Origin of the sequence: Nitrospira sp., from assembly GCA_015709715.1 — a bacterium.
GTDB lineage: Bacteria > Nitrospirota > Nitrospiria > Nitrospirales > Nitrospiraceae > Nitrospira_A.
Map to the genome: position 1 here is coordinate 2,037,357 of CP054184.1, position 19,955 is coordinate 2,057,311.

Consider the following 19,955-nt stretch of genomic DNA (forward strand, 5'->3'; position numbering starts at 1 on the left):
ATTAAGCTACAATTCTGCGTGGTTGCGGAACTCGCGATCATAGGATGCCCTCACTCCTAGAGTGAGTTCTACCGTTGCGGGGGGCTCACAACATGACTACACCTAGATTTCCTTTTGTTCTCTCCACCACCGCCACATCACATAGACCGGCGGAAGGACAAACAGCGTAAGCAACATGGCGGAAAAGACTCCACCGACTTGAGGCGCTGCAATGCGTTTCATGACATCGGCGCCGGTTCCAGTCGCCCACATCACCGGGATCAACCCAATCACATCCACCAGGCCAATCATCATCATGGGTCGAATCCGCTCCACCGCGCCGAATTGAACCGTTTCGATCACATCCTGGAGGGACGTCAGGCCACCGGCCGCTTTGCGTCGCGCGCAGGCCTCATCCAGATAGGCCAACATGACGGCGCTGGTCTCTGCCGCCGTGCCCACAACGGTGATGAGTCCCACCCATACCGCAATGCTCATGTTGTAGCCGAGGATCGACAGATACCAGACCGCGCCCACGAGGGAGAGGGGGACCCCCACCATGACCATGCAGGTTTGTGCGACCGACCGGAAGGCGAAATAGAAGGTGACGAAAATGAAGATGAGCGTCAGCGGGACGACTAGCGTCAGCCGTTCTTTCACCCGTTCCATGAATTCGTATTGGCCGGACCACACAATCGTATAACCAGCCGGCAACACCACCTTTTCGGCCACAACCCTTTTGAGATCTTCCACATAGCCGCCGACATCCCGCCCCGCCATGTCGAGAAAGACATACCCCGCAAGCAAGCCATTTTCGTCCCGAATCATAGGGGGACCATGGACAAATCGAAGCGTCGCAAGCTGTGCGAGCGGCACTTGCGCACCGGTCGGCGTATCAACGAACACGCGCTTCAGCTTTTCAGGATCATCCCGCAACTCACGGAGATAGCGGATGCTGATCGGATAGCGTTCCCGGCCTTCTATGGTTGTGGCAATATTTTCACCTCCGATGGCGATCTCGATGATTTTTCCAACATCCATCAGTCTGAGCCCGTAGCGCGCGACCTGCTCACGGTTGATATTGAAATCGAGAAAGTAGCCACCGGACACACGCTCCGCATACACACTCCTGGTCCCAGGGACATCCTTGAGAACCATCTCCAGATGCTCGCCGATCTGTTCGACCTGCTTCAGATCGGGGCCAAAGACCTTGATCCCCACCGGCGTCCGAATCCCAGTCGTCAGCATATCGATCCGCGCCTTAATCGGCATCGTCCACGCGTTCGTCACACCAGGAATCTGAAGCGCGCGGTCCATCTCATCCACGAGTCCCTCATAGCTCAACCCTGGTCGCCACTGATCCTTCGATTTGAGCGCAACCACCACTTCCATCATGCTGAAGGGTGCGGAGTCGGTGGAGGTTTCAGCGCGTCCAGCCTTACCAAAGACCTGCTCCACCTCTGGAAAGGATCGCAACTTTTGATCCATGATCTGAAGCAGACGGCTGGCCTCCGTCACCGACAAGCCCGGCAACGTCGTCGGCATATAGAGAATGGTCCCTTCATATAAGGGAGGCATAAACTCGGAACCCATCTGCTGGTAGATCGGCACGGTGCTGGCCATCAACATGATGGCACCCATCACAACCGCTTTCCGATAATGCAGGGCCATGCGCAATAGAGGCGCATAGAAGCGTTGGAGTGAGCGGGTGACAGGATGCTTCAGTTCCGGAAAGATCTTGCCTCGAATGAAGGTTGGTAAACAGGCCGGGACCAACGTGATGGCCAGCACGGCACACATCACAATAGCCAGGTTGTTGGTCCAAGCCAGCGGCTTGAACATGCGACCTTCTTGCGCTTCGAGCGCAAAGACCGGGATGAAGGAAATCGCAATGACGAGCACAGAGGCAAAAATGGGCGGCCCGACTTCTTTGGCGGAATCGATTAGGATTTGGAGCCTGTCGCCGATCTTCCCATCCCGTTCCCATTCCTCAAGGCGCTTGTGAGCGTTGTCCACCATCACGATCGCGGCATCGACCATATCGCCGATCGCCACAATGATGCCGCCCAAGGACATGATGTTCATGCCGATGTTCATCAGGTAGATGGGAATGAACGAGATCAGGATGGCGAGCGGAAGCGTCAGGATCGGGACAATCGCCGAACGGACATGGAGTAAGAACGCCAGGATCAGCACGCCGGTAACGATGAGCTCTTCCGCCAAACTCTCGCTCGCGGTAGCGATCGACTCCCGAATGAGATCGCTCCGGTCGTAGGTGCTGATCACTTTCACGCCTTGTGGCAAGGAGGGTTCTAGCTCTTTGAGCTTAGCCTTGACTCGTTCAATCACGGCCAACGCATTCTCGCCGAACCGCATGACGACGATGCCGCCCGCGACCTCGCCTTGACCGTTGAGCTCTGCCAGTCCTCGCCGCATGTCGGGCCCGAGCCGGACCGTCGCAACGTCGCGCAAGAGGATTGGTGTGCCATTTTCGTTGACTGCCACGGCGATCTTCTCAATGTCCTCGACGTTCTTGATATAGCCGCGTCCACGAACCACATATTCGATTCCGGAAAATTCGACGACACGGCCACCCACGTCGTTATTGCTTTGGCGAATCGTTTCCACAATGGCAGGAAGCGACAGTCGATAGGCCGAGACCTTGGTGGGATCCAGATTGACCTGGTACTGCCGGACAAACCCGCCAATACTGGCCACCTCGGCCACCCCTTCCACAGCTCGGAGCCAGTACTGCAAATACCAATCCTGGAAACTGCGGAGAGCAGCGAGATCATGCTGGCCGGACTCATCGACCAGCGCGTACTGAAAGATCCAGCCGACCCCCGTGGCGTCGGGCCCCAACTGGGGCATCACGCCTTCCGGCATGCGTCCGGACAGTTGATTCAATCGCTCCAAGATACGGGAGCGCGCCCAATAAGTGTCGGTCCCGTCTTTGAACAGGATATAGACATAGGAGTAGCCGAAATCCGAGAACCCACGGACGACGGTGACGTTGGGTGCGGACAAGAGTGCCGTGACGATCGGATAGGTGATTTGATCCTCGACCAGATCAGGGGACCGTCCCGGCCATGTGGTGTATACAATCACCTGTGTGTCGGAAATATCAGGTAGGGCATCGATGGGTGTCTGCCGCATCGCCCAGAGGCCGACCGCCGAGCACGACACGACCAGTAAAAACACAATGAAGCGGTTTCTCGCACTAAATGCGATGACCTGTTCAACCATTGGATGCTCAATCCTTCATTTTCATACCCGGCATGCCACCCATGCCTTCGACCACTGACTTAAGCCGGCTTTCGCTGTCGATCAGGAAGTTGGCCGAGGTGACGATGTGCTCCCCCTCTTTGAGCCCATCCAACACCTCAGACCAGTCCCCAGTCTTCACGCCGGTCTTGATGAGGCGCGGTTCAAGCCGGCCTTCACCGAGATGGAGAAACACGATCTGCTTCTCTCCTGATTCGATGATGGCTGCTTGTGGAATCGCGAGACGCATGCCTAGTTCCACCCCAAGCTCCACGTTCGCATACATGTCCGGCTTGAGCTTTTCCTCACGGTTGTCGAGCTCAAAGCGAACTTTGGCCGTGCGAGTTTTAGGATCAAGTGTGGGATAGATGAATGAGACCTGTCCGCTCAGGACGGTCCCTGGATCGTAGGAGAGCGTCACGGCGGCCTGTTGCCCGACCTTCACGAAGGACAGCTCGTACTCGTAGATGTCTGCCAGGATCCATAGGTGCGAGAGATCCGCAATGGTATAGAGTTCTTCGCCTGGATCCACATGGGCACCGGCCAACGCGTCTTTTCTGATGACCGTCCCGGTGATGGGAGAATGGATCGGGAGCGCTTTCATGACTGTGCCGGTACGTTCAAGCTCTCGAAGGTGGTCCTCCGTGATATCCCACAATTGGAATCGTCGCTTGGTGGCCTCAAGCAAATCCCGAGACCCGCGCGCAACTTCGGGAAACTCGCTGCCCCCTAATTGTTTCTGCCCTTGCAACGCGAGGAGGTATTCTTCTTGACTCGCGACCAAGTCGGGGCTGTAGATCGTAAACAGCTGTTGCCCTCGCTTCACATGATCGCCGAGCGCGCTCACAAAGAGGTCTTCGATCCAGCCGTGAAACTTGATCGTGACTGTCGCCAGCTTCCGTTCGTCGACTGCGACCCGCCCGACGGTTCGAATCAGTTTCTCCAGCGGCCGTCGGGTCACTGGTTGGTACTTCACGCCGATCATCTGTAGACGCTCAACCGGGACCGTGACGATGCCCGGCACCTCAGAGGTGAGCACCGCAGGTTCAGGTCTGGAATTCGGCTCTGGCTCCTCAGTCGTTGGCCTGGACTGGGATACCATCCCCGGCATATCCGTCATTGCGTCGTGTTTCGAATCCACGGGTGGGAACAATGCCGGACGCCACCACAGCGATGCGAGTCCCGCCATCACGAGGGCGAGCAGCACACCTGATCCAATAAGGCTGCGGCGAGTCATGATCCCGGCTTCCGCTTCAATAGCCCACCACTCAACGGTCCGCCGGTCACGGCTTCAAGTCGTGCGAGCGCTTTCTCATGGTTCACCATTTCACCATGCAGTTCGAGTTGGCTGTCCTGTAGGGTCAACAGACTATTGAGCAGCGTCAAAAAATCCACCTTTCCCACCCCATAGCCGGCTTGGGCAGCCTGAAGCGCCAAGGTCGCTTGCGGAATAATCGCGTCGCGCAAAATAGTGATCAGGCGCTCAGCCCGCTGCGCTTGCACAAACCCATCCTTGACCTGAAACAACAGGTCTTGACGGGTCGCCGCGAACTCCTCACGCGCGCCTTCGAGCCCGGCCATCGCCTCACGCACCCCTTGTTTCTGCTTGGTCTCATAGAATAGCGGGATCTTGATCCCTACCATGACCTGATACCCGTTCTCGTTGATCCGGTCGTTCCGAAGCCCCAAGGCCGTGATATCGAAATCCGGGTAATACTGCCGCTTGGCGAGCGAGACTGATCGCTCGGAGCGATCGATGCCCTTGGCCGTCGCGAGGAGCGCGGGCGAGAAGGCGGCGGCGCGCTCACTGAGTTCCTGCAAGGGAATGGTCAGAATCGTGGTGTGGATTTCGTCTGGTGTTCCCAGGGGGCCAGCGGGCGGACGATTGACAAGACGGTTAATCGCGGCGTGGAGGCTTTCTTTTTGTTGATCTAACACTGCCAGCCGATCCAAGACTCGTGAAATCTCGAGTTGGGCTCTGAAGACATCCTGCTGGGCGGCTTGTCCTACGCTGTACCGCGCTTTGGCGGTTTTCTCGAACTGCAGCAGCAGCGCTTTGTTTCGTTCGACAATCTCGATGCTTTTATGCACGAAATGCAGGTTGAAGTACCCCTCCTTCAAGGTTGCAATGAGTCTCAGCCGAGTGGCATTGAATTCCTGTTCGACCCGTTCAGCCTCCCGTTGAGCAACCTCACCTTTAAGACTCAGCTTACCGGGGAAGGGAATCTCCTGCCCGAATCCATACATGGCGCCTTGGAGCGGATCGGTCATCGGCATGCGTTGATACCCGAACTGGAGTCTCGGGTCGGGAAGCGTCTGGACTTGCGGCACCACAGCCTTGGCTGCTTCCCAACGTTGACGGGCTGCTTTGATTTCTGGATTGACGCCTTCGAGTTCTTCAATGAGGCTCGCAAGGTTGATGCGACGCTCAGCCTCTGAGCTTTGGACAGTGCTGTTGTGCGCAACGCTTTCAAGGTCTTCCCCACGAACAGACCAGGGTGAGAGCATTACGATGAAAAAGAGCACAAGCGGAACAGACGAGACTGAATTTCTGGCAATTGATGGTGTCACGGCAACACCTCCACAGCACGTGAAAGATTAGAGAGAGAATCGCCCGCTCAGCCGAGCGGCGACCGGAAGCACTGGAGGTGTAGAATCAGATTCGGAGGACCGGGGAAGACTCTATGGAGAGAGGCACAATGGAGCAGACATTGCTCCAAGAGAACCGCGGTGGGGTGGAGAACACCGGGAGTACGTTATCAGGACTAGACGAGATCGCGGCATGAGCAACATCCATGACGATAGTGCTTTGCCTCAGCTGGCGTTCGGGAGACGAGGTGAGTGATGCCGGACACATGACTGTCCCATCCATGGAGCAAGCCATGTGCTCTTCTACCATTGTTATGGCTTCTTCTGCCCTCGACAGATCCGGCAAGGTACACATCGATCCAATCACCTGGCAGAAGGTGAAGAGGAGCAGCAGCGCAACATATTTCGTATCCACTCGTCGGATCATGCGAGCGACGAATCTCCTGAGGATCTGCTCAAATGCGAGCATAGTTTCCAACAATCACAACAGGTCGTCAAGTCTGCCCAACTTCGTGTAAAGAAAAAGCATGGGTAGTGCCAAAAAAACTCCTATCGACACATCGTCTTACCTACAAATTGTTTCAGTAAGTTATGCGGCTATCCCCGCAGAGTTCAGTGCCTCCCTCATGCTCCCGTTGAGGCATTTCGGGGCAGCACAACATTTACTGTCTGCAGCTAATCGCGCCACACCTCTGCCGCTTCTCACTAAGGAATTAGGATACCTACTCCTAATTCCTCATCACCAAGGGGGTGGAACGATACCCGTCTTCCCCTGAACTGAACCCCGCTGGTTGAGACCTGCCCGCACACGCCTCTGAATGTCTGGATGAACTCATTCCCTCACCAGCCGGAGGGACGCGCAGCTGCAGTCATATAGAGGATGGTCCCACGCCCTGCGCATATGAAGGAGCCTGCTCCCCATGACAGCTCCCTAGTCACTTCCCCCAATCCGATCAGTCGATCTGCACTCTCCGCAGCCGCAGGCTGTTCATGACGACGCTGACGGAGCTGAACGCCATGGCCGCGCTCGCCAGCACAGGACTCAACATCAGACCGATGAACGGATACAACGCACCGGCCGCGACAGGAATGCCGACCACGTTATAAATAAACGCCCAGAACAGATTCTGCTTCATCACCAGCATCGTCTTCCTGGCGAGTCTGATCGCCGTGGCGACGCCCCGCAGGTCGCCTCGCATCAGCGTGACATCACTCGCCTCGATGGCGATGTCCGTCCCGGTCCCGATGGCCATTCCCACGTCGGCCTGTGCCAGAGCCGGCGCGTCGTTGATACCGTCTCCGATCATCGCAACGACCTGACCCGCCTCGCGCAGACGCCGGACCTCCGCCACCTTGCCCTCCGGCAACACTCCGGCCACGACTCGATCCACGCCGACTTCCTTAGCCACCGCCTGCGCGGTGCGCTCGTGATCGCCGCTCAGCATGACAACCGTCAACCCCATTTGTTTGAGCTGTCGGATGGCTTCGCGTGATGTCTCCTTCACTGGATCAGCCACCGCGATGAGCCCAGCCGGCTGGCCGTTGATGGCCACATACACCGGCGTCTTCCCTACTCTGGCCCACTGCTCCGTCTGCACGAGGAATACCTCCGACGGCACCGCATACTCCGCCATCAGGCCTTCATTCCCGACAAGGATCGCCGTGCCCTCCACCACACCCGCAGCCCCTCGCCCCGCAAAGGACTGGAAGGATTCAACCTCCGCCAACGGAAGCATCTGCTCTCCGGCCGCACGCACAATCGCCTCCGCCACCGGATGTTCCGACGAGGCCTCCAGCGAGGCCACGAGGCGGAGGAATTCACGATCGGACCACTTGCTGCCGCTTGCCCTGATGACATCGGTGACGGCCGGTTTGCCCTCCGTGATGGTGCCGGTCTTGTCGAGCACGACCGTGGTAATTCCACCGGCCCGCTGCAGCGCTTCTCCACCTTTGATCAGAATGCCCTGTTCCGCCCCCCTCCCGGTCGCCACCATCATCGCCGTCGGGACCGCAAGTCCCATCGCGCAAGGGCAGGCAATGATCAGCACTGCGATGGCTGCAGCAAAGGCTTGCACCGCAAACGCCTGATCCACCGCGACATACCAGACCACGAACGTCGTGACCGCCAGTGACATCACGATCGGCACAAAGACGGCACTGACTTGGTCGGCCAGTTTTTGAATCGGAGCCCGTGCCCCCTGTGCGTCCTGCATCAGCTTGACGATATGGGCCAGCACACTGTCCGCACCCACCGTGGTCGCCTGATAGCGGAACGCGCCGGACTTGTTGATCGTGCCGCCGATGACCCGATCTCCCGCCTGCTTCGCGACCGGCATCGCTTCGCCGGTCAACATGGATTCATCGACGCTGCTTGTGCCGGACAACACATCGCCATCCACTGCGATGCGCTCGCCTGGTCGCACCACGACGACGTCTCCGCTCTTCACTGCTTCGACTGGCAGATCGATCTCGACTGCCTCCCGCACCACGCGGGCCGTCTTGGGTTGCAGCGCCATCAAACGTCGCAGCGCAACCGAGGTCTGCCGCTTGGCACGGGCCTCCAGCGTATGACCCGTCAGGATCAAGGCAATGATCATCACCACAGCCTCGTAATAGACATCCGGCCGGACTCCGTGGTTCAGGAAGAAGTCCGGAACGACGGTGGCCAGAGCCGAATAGAAAAAAGCGGCGCCGGTTCCCACCGCAATCAGGGTATTCATGTCGGCTGCGCGGTGCCGGAGCGCGGACCAGGCTCGCACATAAAAATGCCGCCCGGTCGACCCCATCACTACCATCGTCAGTGCCATCAGAACGTAGGACCAAACGGCTGGAGGCGCGAACGATAATGAGGATGCCGCCTGCATCATCAAAGTCATGAAGAACCCCGTAGCATGGCTATCCGCCTCACTCGCCACCATCAGCGGCATGGATAGCGCCATCGCCAACAGGCCGGCGGCCCCGCTCCACAGGGCCTGACGCCGCACCGCAAGGTATTCCTCTTCCTGTGCCCGATCCTGTGCTGCCTGTTCATCGAACGAGGTTTGGCTCTGGGTCGCAGGCTTCGCCTCATACCCCGTCCGGTTGATCGCCTCGACCAGCGATGCCTCCGAGGTGACGGCGGAGTCATAGGTGATGACGGCCTGCTTCAACATGAGATGGACGGACGCATCGACGACCCCGGGTTCCGCTTGCACCACCCGCTGGACGCGACTCTGGCAAGCGGCGCAGGTCATGCCCTGAACTGGAATCGTCACCTTCCGGAGCTGCGGAGGCTCGGGCGCCTCCGCACCCACAGATAGCTCCCCCTTCCCTTCCAACAATACAACCTTCTTCATGTCGCCCTCCCGGCCGGCTGGGCCTCATATCCCACGTCGTTTACCGCCCGGGCGATGTCCGCCGGCGTGATCTCTTCCTGGTCGTAAACAACAACGGCTTCGCCGACCTTGACAGTCTTGACCTGCACGCCATCAAGTTGGGTCAACACCTTCGTGACCTGCCCGACACAGTGCCCGCAGCTCATTCCGTCAATTTTCAGGATCAAATCTTTCATGGTGCGCCTCCTGGGTTGAGTGAACGGTTCGATGAACCCCATGTCCAATCAAGCCGCTCCGTCACCTCTAAGGACGGAGATGGAGGCAACGCATTACAGTGAGAAATTTATGAGGCAGGAATAAAAGGTTCAGCCAATTCGCAGGAGCAACGGTAGGCCCAAACAAGAGTACGACGATGGCTTCGTCTAAATTGTTCTGGGAGCAGGCCATCTACGCTCTCCGCCGAGGGGAAGCAGGCAATTCCTTGATGATATCTCGCGCCAATTAGGCGTCGGCGAGGCCATCTTCTCTAGTGACAAGAAGTACGCGCATCTCGCCGCGAAAGGATTCGACCGACTTCGTTCCCCACCCAGGGCTCGCGTGCAAATTACCCCCCTCGAACTCGGAAGGTAAAGATTGCTTCCCGCGTCGTAGCGCCTCATGCGCTCTCTTATTCGTGCTTGTAGCACATCCTGCCACTTTGAAACCGAAACCCATTCGAAGAGAAGATGACACCACCCCCGATAAAAGTTGAGTTACTACCGTATGAACCTACTTGGGCCGCATTGGCCGAGGAAGAAGTAAAGGCGACCAAGGCTGCCCTCGACTCAATGCTGTTAGTGGTTCATCACATTAGCTCGACAGCAATTCCTGGCATAACCACTGACCCGCATGCGTTGCCCCACAGCGCGAAGGAACTCAACTCAGAGGAGGTTCCCGGTAGAGCCCACCCACCACATTCGCGCATCACAAGACGACCGGGAAGCGGCTGGACTGGAGGTTTCGCTCACGGATTTCGACGAGGACACTCGGCGCCTTGGCCTCTACGTCAAGAGGTCGGACTGTTCTTCGCCCCGGCCGACGATGCATTGCGGTTCACTTCATGACTCGGGCGCTTCACGGCTGAGGAACAATGCTACGAGAGCCGCTTCCTCTATATAAGCGGAGCGGGCCAACGTGGTGAATCAGTAATGCGGCAATGGAAGGAACCTGCTTGACAGCAGAACGGCTTGGCAGCATCTCCCTCGCTGGCTCTCATTCGAGAGCTATTGAGTTCGAGAAAGAGAATGGCAACGACAAATCTGATGCGCTTGTTGCCGTCGATAAAGGGGTGGTTCCAAAGAATCAAGAAAAGCACTTCCATGGGCAGCACGTAAGAGAGATCGTCTGTCGCTCTCCGCGGCGATCAGACTCGACGGAATAGCGGGCATGACAGGAGAATGGCTTTGCGGAGAGGGGGGCATGACTAGGCAGAGTCAGCCCGGGAGGCGTTCCTCAGACGGTTGAGGCAAGGAATCGTAATGAACCGGTTGGATTGCAGGATGAGCCGCCGTTTCTGCAGATCTGCCAGTACACGGCTTACCGTTTCCCTCCTGAGTCCGGCCATGTCAGCGATGATTGTGGGGGAAAGCTTCACCGGTAACCTCACCTCCTCTTCATCCAACAATGTCAGTTGTCGCACTAGGTCAAGGAGGAGGTGGATGACCCGACTGGACGCATCCTGCACCGCCCGAAGTCCAACCCTCTCTTGGAGAGTGCCGACCTGGGAACCAATTTGCCGAAACAAGGCGGTCAGGGATCGAGGGTTCGACTGGACCTGAGCGAGTAAGTCCTCCGGTCTAACAAAGACAACGGTTGTTTCCATGAGGGCCCGCCCTGAGCTTGAATAGCTACCCTCCCCCTGCAACCAATCAGCCAACCCAAGGAAATCCCCAACCCCGCAGCATTGGAGTGCCACCTCGTCTCCGACCTCAGTAAGTCGCGATACCATGGTTAAACCGCGGCACACTATGGGTAAGGAGGCGCGTGGCTCGCCATGCAACATGACATAATGCCCGGCCCGATACGATTTAATCTCAACGCGTAGCGAGGTGGCAGCGAGAGGCGGCAACACACACTGCTGCTGCTTCGAGCACCCTGAACACAGTTCCTCAAATCGTGGAGCCGCGAGATGATGTCGGCGCCGCGACCGTGGAGGGTTGACGTTGTTTTTCATGAACAATAGTACTCGGCCGGTTGCGACTCACAATTCAGATCTTAGCGATTGCGATGGAACCGTAGGCGCATTAAGATCGACACCTTCGACCTCCTCGACCGCAGACGGGAACTGCAGTAGCCCAACCAAAAACCACCTCTATCCCGTTGTGCGGAGGCCAGTTGCCAAATCGGAGGCCCCCCCCAATTCAAATCGCTCGTTTCACGAAATGGGTGTCTTTTGTCGCTCATTGTCCTACAGAGTGGACAGCCGCTGTGCTTCTCTTGTGGTCATCGGTCCATGCCAGGCTGGACATCCTTTACTCGGATCATGCCCCTAATGTTTTTCTATCATACCAACTGGTCTTGAAGAAAAAGCGTGATGCAGATCACAAACAAAAATTTCTCCGTCGAATACGATGCTGCGCTTGCATTTGCGGGGTTTCCACGAGGGATAGACCCGTGGCTCGACCTTTCCACCTTCCATTCATCGTGAACTTGCTTATCGGCAAGTTGACCAGCCGTCTCACGCTACAACTTGAATTCTGGGTGCTGGTAACCGCCTTCCCGTCATTGCTCCTGGGGGGATGGTTATTCACAAGTGTGTATCGAGAACTCGTCGTGACCCGACAGCTCAGCGCCGAGACGGTGGCCCGGCAGACATTGGATGCTGCCGAGCGTCTCGTCTTCGAACGTCACGGAGATACACAAGTCTTTTCCGGCCTTCCCGTGGTCCGAGGTCTCGACCGGATCCAACTCGCCGACGTTGCGGACTACCTCGTCACCACCTACGCACCATACTATCGGCTGGCGCTTGTCCTTGATCGGGAAGGTCAGGTCTTGGCTGTCAATCGGGTGGATGCGGCCGGGGGCCCCATCCCGACGGCACAACTGCTTGGGCGATCGGTCGCGGGGGAGCCCTGGTTCAAGCGAGCTCTGAGCACGACTGAATCGGTAGTGATTGAAGATTTTCACCCTGACTCGATGAGTGAGGCGATCTATCAGGACTCTCGCCCGGTCATGAGCTTCTCTGCGCCGATCAGAAACCACGCAGGTCTTGTGATAGGGGTCTGGTCCACGCGACTGTCCCTCGACTCTCTTGAGGAGATGCTGGCAAAGGTCGCCAGCATCTCCTCGCCGGCATCCCTTTACGCGCTGAGATTGCTGACACCTCACCAAGACTGGCCTCTCATTCAGGTGGGACCCTGGCCGCGGCCTGAGGATCCACGTCGGAGCAGCTTGCACCAGGGGGCGATATTTCCCTTGCTCGCTGTTGCCGATTCCACCGGATTTTCGCGTTGGCCGGGGCTGCATTGGCGACTTGAAGTCTATGAACCACCGGACGCCCTGGGCTGGCCAAAAATCCTCACCTGGCTTTCAGTCTGGCTCGGAGTGATGGTGCTTGGGGGAATGATCGGTTTGGGATGGATCGTCCACCACCGGCTGATAAGGCCTATTCTAACCCTGACGGAGTTGGCTAGGGACCGGGCTCGCCTGGCCAGGACGGTCCCGATTGAGCGCATGGTTGTGTCGACTCCGTTGGCCACGTCCAAAGCGGCGTTCAGCCTTCGCACACGTCCCGATGAACTGGGAACACTGATGCGCACGCTCGGGGCGATGGCGCAGGAGGGCGAGGAGCAAGTGGCCCGGCTTACTTCGCTGAATGCGATTGCGCAGAGCTTTCAGCGCGAGATGGTCTCGCTGCCAGCGCTACTCGCACGAACCGTCAATACAGCTCGCGATCTCACTGGCGCCCGTTATGCGGCCTTGGGCGTATTCGATGAAACCGGAGAACGCCTCACCCAGTTCATCACGGCCGGAATGGACGAGGCCACCCGAACGACGATTGGAACGCTTCCAATCGGCCGGGGCCTCCTCGGACATCTCGCGAAGGAAGATGGGATTCTTCGTCTGAGCGACCTCACCCAGCATCCGACATTCAGTGGGTTTCCTCCCCACCATCCGCCGATGTCATCGTTCATGGGCGTGCCGATCCAGGCACATGGCAAACTCTACGGTCGACTCTATCTGACGAACAAAGAAGGACCGGCGCAGGTGGCTACTGACTTTACCGAAATAGACGAACAGGTCATCGTTGCACTGGCATACCAAGCCGGGACCGCGATCGAGAATGCCAGTCTATTCCATCAAACCAAGACAGCCGAAACGCGGTATCGTGCCATCCTGGATTCCGTCGAGGAGGGGATCTACGGCATTGCCCTCTCAGGACACTGCCTGTTTATCAACAGAGCTGGGGCTGTACGACTGGGCTATGGGCCGGATGACTTGGTGGGCCGGTCGTTGCATTCGCTCATTCATCATACACAGGCTGATGGCCTGCCCTGCCATGAAAGTGCGTGCCCTCTTCATGCCGTGCTCCGCACGGCAACGCCCGCCCGGTTAGAAAACGAGGTTCTCTGGTGCCGGAACAGGACCTCCCTTCCGGCCATTTGTGTCTCCACGCCGCTATATGATGCGACAAGAACGGTCATCGGAGCCGTTGTCAGTTTCACGGATGTGACGGAACGCCGACACCTGGAGGAACAACTCCGACAAACACAGAAAATGGAAGCGATCGGGAAACTTGCCGGAGGGATTGCCCACGATTTTAACAATCTCCTTACCGCCATTTTGGGATACAGCAACCTCCTGTTGGAGAGAGTCGCTCCAGCCCAACAGTCAGAGGTGATCGAGATCAAAAAGGCGGGCGAGCGGGCGGCCTCGTTGACCCAGCAACTCCTCGCCTTCAGCCGCAAACAAGTGCTCGCGCCCTGCGTACTTGACCTAAATACAGTGGTGACGGGGATGGAGCGCCTGTTGCGCCGCCTCATTGGAGAACACATTGACCTGCTCACGATCTCCGCTGTCTCGCTGGGGCGGGTCAAGGTGGATCAGGGCCAAATCGAACAGGTGATCCTGAATCTGGCGTTGAACGCACGGGATGCTATGCCTCACGGTGGACGGCTCACCATTGAGACAGCCAATATCGAACTGGATGAACAGAATTGCCGGACACATCTGGACGTCAACCCCGGGAGGTTTGTCATGCTGGCTGTCGGCGATAACGGCCACGGCATGGACGCAGGAACGCTCTCGCGGTGTCTGGAGCCGTTTTTTACCACTAAACCGCTAGGCACGGGCACGGGATTGGGCCTTTCGACCGTATACGGTATCACCAAGCAAAGCGGTGGCGCCATCGAGATATGCAGCGAACCAGGTTGCGGTACGACGGTGAAAGTCTACCTGCCATCAATCGAGGAGGATCTGCCTCCCCTCGCGCAGGCCGCCAGAAATACCCTGCCCCGGCGCTGCACGGAGACGATTTTGTTGGTGGAAGACGATGAGACCGTGCGGTTCTTCGCGCAGACGGTCCTTACTCGAGCGGGGTATGCCGTCCTGGAGGCCTCAAGTGGAGAGATGGCGATAGGCATGAATACCCGACATGAAGGGACGATCCATCTCTTGTTGACCGATGTCATGATCCCCGGCATGAATGGCCACGTATTAGCGAGGCGTCTGATGTCAGAACGACCGGGTCTGAAGGTGTTGTACCTGTCGGGGTACGCTGAAGATGCCGTTGTGCACCACGGAGTTTTGGACTCTCGCACGCCATTTCTCCACAAACCCTTTACCGCTGACCGTTTGGCTGAGAAAGTCGGTGAGGTGCTGGATGCGTAACTAGGTCGTCTAGCGATTGGGGCGACTCAGTCGTCCACGAAAATGCAAGACAGGATCGCGCCACGATGCCGCAAGAAAGGAATTGACCCATGTCAGATCCCTCACGAGTGATGCCGGACGATTCAGGCGAGGGTCTGCGTATTTTGATCGCAGATGACGACGTAACCTTTCGCGAAACCGCAGCGGTTTTCCTCCGTCGCGCCGGATATCTGTGCACATGGGCCGGTGATGCGGAGGAAGCCGCAACGGCCTTAGCGGCCTACCCCTATGAGTTGCTCATCACGGATATCAATATGCCGGGCAATGAGAATTTGGAGTTATTGCATCGGCTCCACCGAGGGCAGACCACCGTGCCCGTGATCCTTGTCACGGGATATCCTACGGTCCCCACTGCCGTGGAGGCTCTGCGCCTGTCGGTGGTCGACTATTTTATTAAGCCACTCGACTTTCCTAGCGTACTTTTGAGGATCAGGCACGCCATCGAAAAAGGGCGCCTTTTGCGCTGTCTGCAGCAGTCTCGCCGGGAGGCGAGTGCCTGGATTGGCACCATGGAGCGTGTTGAACAGGGGCTTCTCGCCTCTGGACCAATCGGTTCCGCGGAGCAGCAGGCATGGTCAATCGATCGGTGCCTAGGCCAGATGGCGACACAGCTGCTTCAGCTGATGATGAGTTTCAAGGCTGCCGCGAATCTTGCGAACAAGCGTCAAGCTGGGCAGGCCATCGATCTGTGCGCGGCACTGCAGTGCCCACGCCTGACACAGTACGAAGAGGCCGTGAAGGCCACGGTCGACGTGCTGGAACGCACCAAATACGCCTTTAAGTCGAAGGACCTCGGCCTGGTCAGAAAACAATTGGAAACTCTGCTGAGTGCCAATCGTAGCGGCCCCTCAAGTTCCTCGTAATATCGTCCGAAAAAGATCCTGACAAAAGAGCCGAACGTGATACGGCAGGTCGGCTCGCCTTAGCGGACACGGTTCAGCCTTGTAAGTTGAAGGCGCAATCGGAAACTCCCCCCTTCTCGCGGGAGCAACCGGTCGCGCCTTTTGTATTTTTTGCGATGACGGCCCTGCTCGCTCCTCAACGGGGGCGGTGGAGCTTCCGGCGTACTGACGTCCATCATTTTATGTCTCAACCGTTTCAGCATCAACAGTACCGTCGGCTGTCGTTCTTAATCCTGGGGATGGTTGCCGTTGCGTTGGCGGTCGGGCTGGTGCTCTTTCAGCATCTCAAGCAGCAGTTGATCACCGACTCTGGGAAGCGGCTGGCCCTGGCAGCCATCGACCTTGCAGAGAGGCTCGATCGGGTTCTCTTTGAGCGATATGCCGATATTCGGCTCATGGCTGATGCGGCGGTGTTCCAGGGAGATAACAGGGCCGCCATGGACAGTTATCTGCGTAAGATCCAGCAAGCGTATGCCATTTATGAGTGGATCGGGGTGACCGATGCAACAGGCCGGATCATCGCGAGCACGGAGGCAGCCAGCCTAGGCAAGAATCTCGACGCTGAGCCTTGGGGCCCCGCGACTCAGATTGAGCGGGGCATCATTCTGGGAGATGTGCAGCGTTCGTCCGAGACGGGGAACAGGCTGGTCATCGGGTTCACTGCTCCGATCATAGAGGCTGATGGAAAATTCCGGGGGACCATCACGACCCGCGTGGCCCTCCAAGCATTAGAAGACATCATGGCGCCAACCTTGGTGGCGCTGCAGTTGCAGCAAGGTACATCGGCCAGGATCGAATACCAGCTTGTGAGTCGCGAAGGTGACCTCATCGCCGATTCGCTCCTACGGGAGGAACAGCAGGCCAACCTGATTGCCGCCGGGGTCCTGTCCGCGCAGCTTGCCGGAACGAGGCCGTCCGGCTATGTCGAGGAGGAACACCGGCGCCGTCACGTACCGGTGGTCACGGGCTTTGCCCGTACGAGAGGCCATGAAGACTTTCCTGGTTTCCAATGGAGCCTCTTTGTCCGGATGGACCGTGACGATATCCTGGCCTCTCTGTCGGCGGTCGTGCGGCCCCTTGGTTTCGCCGGAGCGGGCCTTCTCATTCCATCACTGGGAGTGCTCTTCTGGACGATTGGACGGATACGGATGGAGGGGGTCCGGGCACAAGGGGAGTATGCGCGAGCGACGACAGCTGAGGCGAACCTGCAGGAACGGACCCATGCGTTCGAATCCTTGCTGGAGACCGCGCGGCAGCTTTCGGCAGAACACAACCCAAGCCGCATTCTTCAACAGGTGTGCGATACCGCACGTCGCTTGACTGGCGCCTCCTATGCTGCCATCGCGGTGTTTGATGAACGGGGGCAGGGGCTTTCCCGCTTCATCACCGCTGGAATGAGTCGGTCCGAATGTGACGCCATCGGCGTCCAGCCGACGGGACGTGGCCTCCTCGGGCATCTGGATGGAAAAACGGCTGCCTTTCGACTCAGTGACCTGACCCAACATCCCGCCTTCACTGGGTTCCCAGCGCATCATCCGCGCATGCGCTCCTTGCTTGGTATCGCGATCCGTGTGGGTGATGAGGTCTTTGGACGCCTCTATGTGACTGATAAAACCGCTCCACCATGCTCCACATTACCTGGGAAAGGGAGGGAGGCAGCTGTGGAGTTTACCGAACTGGATGAGGCGATAGTCACCGCCCTGGCAGCTCATGCCGCTGTTGCCGTTGAACAGACCAGACTCCTGGAGCAGGGGCAAGAAAGTACTCGCCTCAAATCCGAATTTCTCGCAACCATGAGCCATGAGATCCGTACCCCGATGAACGGGGTGATCGGAATGACGGATCTGCTCATGGAGACTCAGTTAACAGATGAGCAGCGCGAATATGCGGACACGATCCGCAAATCAGGGGAGCACCTGTTAGCAATCGTCAATGATATTCTCGATTTTTCAAAAATTGAAGCTGGGAAGCTTATCCTGGAACGTGTGGACTTTAGCCTTCGCAGTCTAGTCCAGGACGTGATGGCCGTATTCAGCAGCCACGCGAGCGGCAAGGGGCTGGCGCTCAGGTCCGCGATCCACCCCGACGTTCCAGATTCGTTGCAGGGCGATCCCGTCCGTTTGCGACAGATTCTCGCCAACTTGGTCAGCAACGCCATCAAGTTCACCGAACAGGGCGAAATCGTGATAGCCGTAGAAATGACTGATCGGGCGAGCGGCGAGAGCGGTCCGCTTGAATCACCCTGCGAGAGTGGAGATGAAGACAACTCTGCCCGGAAGTCGACACCCATCGGATCCCCCGAGGAAGTCGTCTTGCGGTTGTCCGTACGGGATACAGGGATCGGTCTCGAGCCGGAGACCTGCGCCCGCCTATTTCAGCCCTTCGTCCAAGCGGATGGTTCTACTACGAGAAAATATGGGGGGACGGGACTGGGGCTCGCGATCTGCAGACAACTGGTTCAACTGATGGCAGGGCACATCGGCGTTCAGAGTCGTCCTGGGCAAGGTAGCACATTTTGGTTTATCGTACGGCTTGCCAGGAGGCCCTCAGAGACCCTGCCACGAGCCACTCGCGAGGCACCACTCCACGGTGCCCCTGTCCAAGTCGTCGCCCCCGACACCATCACTCGAAATAGCCCTGAGCGTCACCTGTGCGACGAGGAAATGGTCGCGCCTGGCACCGAGACCGTTCCCCAAGCTCTTGACCTCCTGCGTGGCGCGGCTCGACTGGGTAAGCCGTTCAGGCTGGCCCTCCTCGGTATGCAGATGGTGGCCATGAGCGGCATGGAACTAGCCCCTCTCATTCGGGCGGACGCAGCCCTGCGCTGCACCCGACTCATCTTGCTGATGCCGACGGGGCAGCACGGTGAGGCCAAGCCTGTGGTTGGAAAAGATTTGGCGGCCACCCTTCCCCAACCTGTGCACCCACCTGATTCATATGACTGTCTGTTGTTGGTGATGGGCCATGAAGTGTCCGCGGTTCCTGAAACAGGAACCACGAAGGGTGATACCCAAATGGAGGCATGTGCGACCAATGAGAAACAGTGCGTCGCGAACAGCGTGACGCCCGTACCAAATGTCAGTCGCCATGTCCTAGGCGGACAAACGGTACCCTCTCGTCCCCGTGTGCTCGTCGCCGCCGACGACTTGCTCACCCAGACCGCTACAGTCCACATGCTGAGAAAACTTGGGTGCGAGGCCGATGGGACCGTCAGCGGCAACGAAGTCATGCTGACGCCCACACGAACGGCTTACGACCTCATATTCGTAGATAGCCGTCTGCTGGAATCTGGCGGATGTGACCCCACGTACATACTCGGTCAAGGTCAGCAGGCAGAGTATCCCACAGAAGGGAACATGGTGAATCCTGACGGGCGGCCGAAGCACCCCGCATCAGCGCAACATTCGGAGGGCCGCGTGCCCATTGTCGCTCTTGTGCCCAGTACGATGAACAAAATGCACGGCCACGGGGTCACCTGTGGCGTGGATGATTCCATTAGCAAACCTGTTCGTACCGAGGCCTTGTCCGAGGTTCTGGATCGATGGATTCCAGATCGGCACCGTGCGGCGCCTCCTCCTGTGCTTTCCACTACAGATCCGCAATGGGATCGGCGGGAGTTGAAGGACAATTGGGAACGCCTCCAGTTTTGATCCGGTCCTTCAATACATGCGAGGCCGACTCACGACATATGAGACGAATACCGGAATATGGTTACCTTGGATCTCGCGCAGGCACTGCCTGCAAGGCCCGTCTGCGGACGAGATACCGTTGGTCATGTTGTCGTGATCGCATCCTTCACGGGCGCGACCCAGAGACGCGATCATGCGACAGCGCCGCGCTCGTGCGTGACTACTGTGGCACTGTGTTGCGGAGCTCGGCTAGGGCGGTTCGCCAGCAGGCCTTAACATGGGAGTGGTGTAAGTGGGTGGGAATACAATCGTCATGCGGTGGCGGCAATGGGTTACTGCAGTGGCCTGTGAATGGGGTTATGCAAGGATGA

The 19,955-nt window shown here is 57.9% G+C and carries 11 protein-coding genes; 4 read left to right on the forward strand and 7 right to left on the reverse strand.

The window, feature by feature from the left end:
* Positions 1 to 102: 102 nt before the first annotated feature.
* From HRU82_09675 to HRU82_09695, 5 genes are all read right to left on the reverse strand, one after another.
* On the reverse strand, positions 103 to 3,225 hold the full coding sequence (locus tag HRU82_09675) for an efflux RND transporter permease subunit (protein QOJ35201.1): 3,123 nt from the start codon (positions 3,223 to 3,225) through the stop codon (positions 103 to 105).
* Between the two features lie 7 nt (positions 3,226 to 3,232).
* A complete protein-coding gene (locus HRU82_09680; protein QOJ35202.1) occupies positions 3,233 to 4,480 on the reverse strand; it encodes an efflux RND transporter periplasmic adaptor subunit in 1,248 nt (415 codons plus the stop codon).
* Positions 4,477 to 5,751 carry a TolC family protein gene (locus HRU82_09685; GenBank protein QOJ37165.1) on the reverse strand — a complete coding sequence of 425 codons (1,275 nt, stop codon included), beginning with the start codon at positions 5,749 to 5,751 and terminating at the stop codon, positions 4,477 to 4,479. Before HRU82_09685 ends, HRU82_09680 begins: the two co-directional genes overlap by 4 nt.
* Positions 5,752 to 6,785: 1,034 nt before the next feature.
* Complete coding sequence (locus HRU82_09690; GenBank protein ID QOJ35203.1) at positions 6,786 to 9,167, reverse strand: copper-translocating P-type ATPase; 2,382 nt, start codon at positions 9,165 to 9,167, stop codon at positions 6,786 to 6,788.
* A complete protein-coding gene (locus HRU82_09695) occupies positions 9,164 to 9,382 on the reverse strand; it encodes a heavy-metal-associated domain-containing protein (GenBank protein QOJ35204.1) in 219 nt (72 codons plus the stop codon). Before HRU82_09695 ends, HRU82_09690 begins: the two co-directional genes overlap by 4 nt.
* A gap of 489 nt (positions 9,383 to 9,871) precedes the next feature.
* Between HRU82_09695 and HRU82_09700 the strand changes: the two genes are divergently transcribed.
* A complete protein-coding gene (locus HRU82_09700; GenBank protein QOJ35205.1) occupies positions 9,872 to 10,249 on the forward strand; it encodes a GrpB family protein in 378 nt (125 codons plus the stop codon).
* 47 nt (positions 10,250 to 10,296) lie between these two features.
* On the opposite strand, the gene HRU82_09705 is transcribed toward HRU82_09700, so the two are convergent.
* Together HRU82_09705 and HRU82_09710 are read right to left on the reverse strand one after the other, a co-directional pair.
* A complete protein-coding gene (locus HRU82_09705; GenBank protein ID QOJ35206.1) occupies positions 10,297 to 10,506 on the reverse strand; it encodes a Fic family protein in 210 nt (69 codons plus the stop codon).
* A 102-nt stretch (positions 10,507 to 10,608) separates the two neighbouring features.
* A complete protein-coding gene (locus tag HRU82_09710; protein ID QOJ35207.1) occupies positions 10,609 to 11,256 on the reverse strand; it encodes a Crp/Fnr family transcriptional regulator in 648 nt (215 codons plus the stop codon).
* Between the two features lie 542 nt (positions 11,257 to 11,798).
* Between HRU82_09710 and HRU82_09715 the strand changes: the two genes are divergently transcribed.
* The 3 genes from HRU82_09715 to HRU82_09725 all read left to right on the forward strand — a co-directional run bounded on the left by HRU82_09715 (position 11,799) and on the right by HRU82_09725 (position 19,605).
* The gene (locus HRU82_09715; protein ID QOJ35208.1) at positions 11,799 to 15,014 is read left to right on the forward strand and encodes a response regulator; all 3,216 of its coding nucleotides are present in this window, start codon (positions 11,799 to 11,801) and stop codon (positions 15,012 to 15,014) included.
* A gap of 89 nt (positions 15,015 to 15,103) precedes the next feature.
* Positions 15,104 to 15,916 (forward strand): response regulator, encoded by an 813-nt coding sequence (locus HRU82_09720; GenBank protein QOJ35209.1) that lies wholly within the window; start codon positions 15,104 to 15,106, stop codon positions 15,914 to 15,916.
* Between the two features lie 221 nt (positions 15,917 to 16,137).
* Positions 16,138 to 19,605 carry a GAF domain-containing protein gene (locus tag HRU82_09725; GenBank protein QOJ35210.1) on the forward strand — a complete coding sequence of 1,156 codons (3,468 nt, stop codon included), beginning with the start codon at positions 16,138 to 16,140 and terminating at the stop codon, positions 19,603 to 19,605.
* The last annotated feature ends 350 nt before the right edge of the window (positions 19,606 to 19,955 follow it).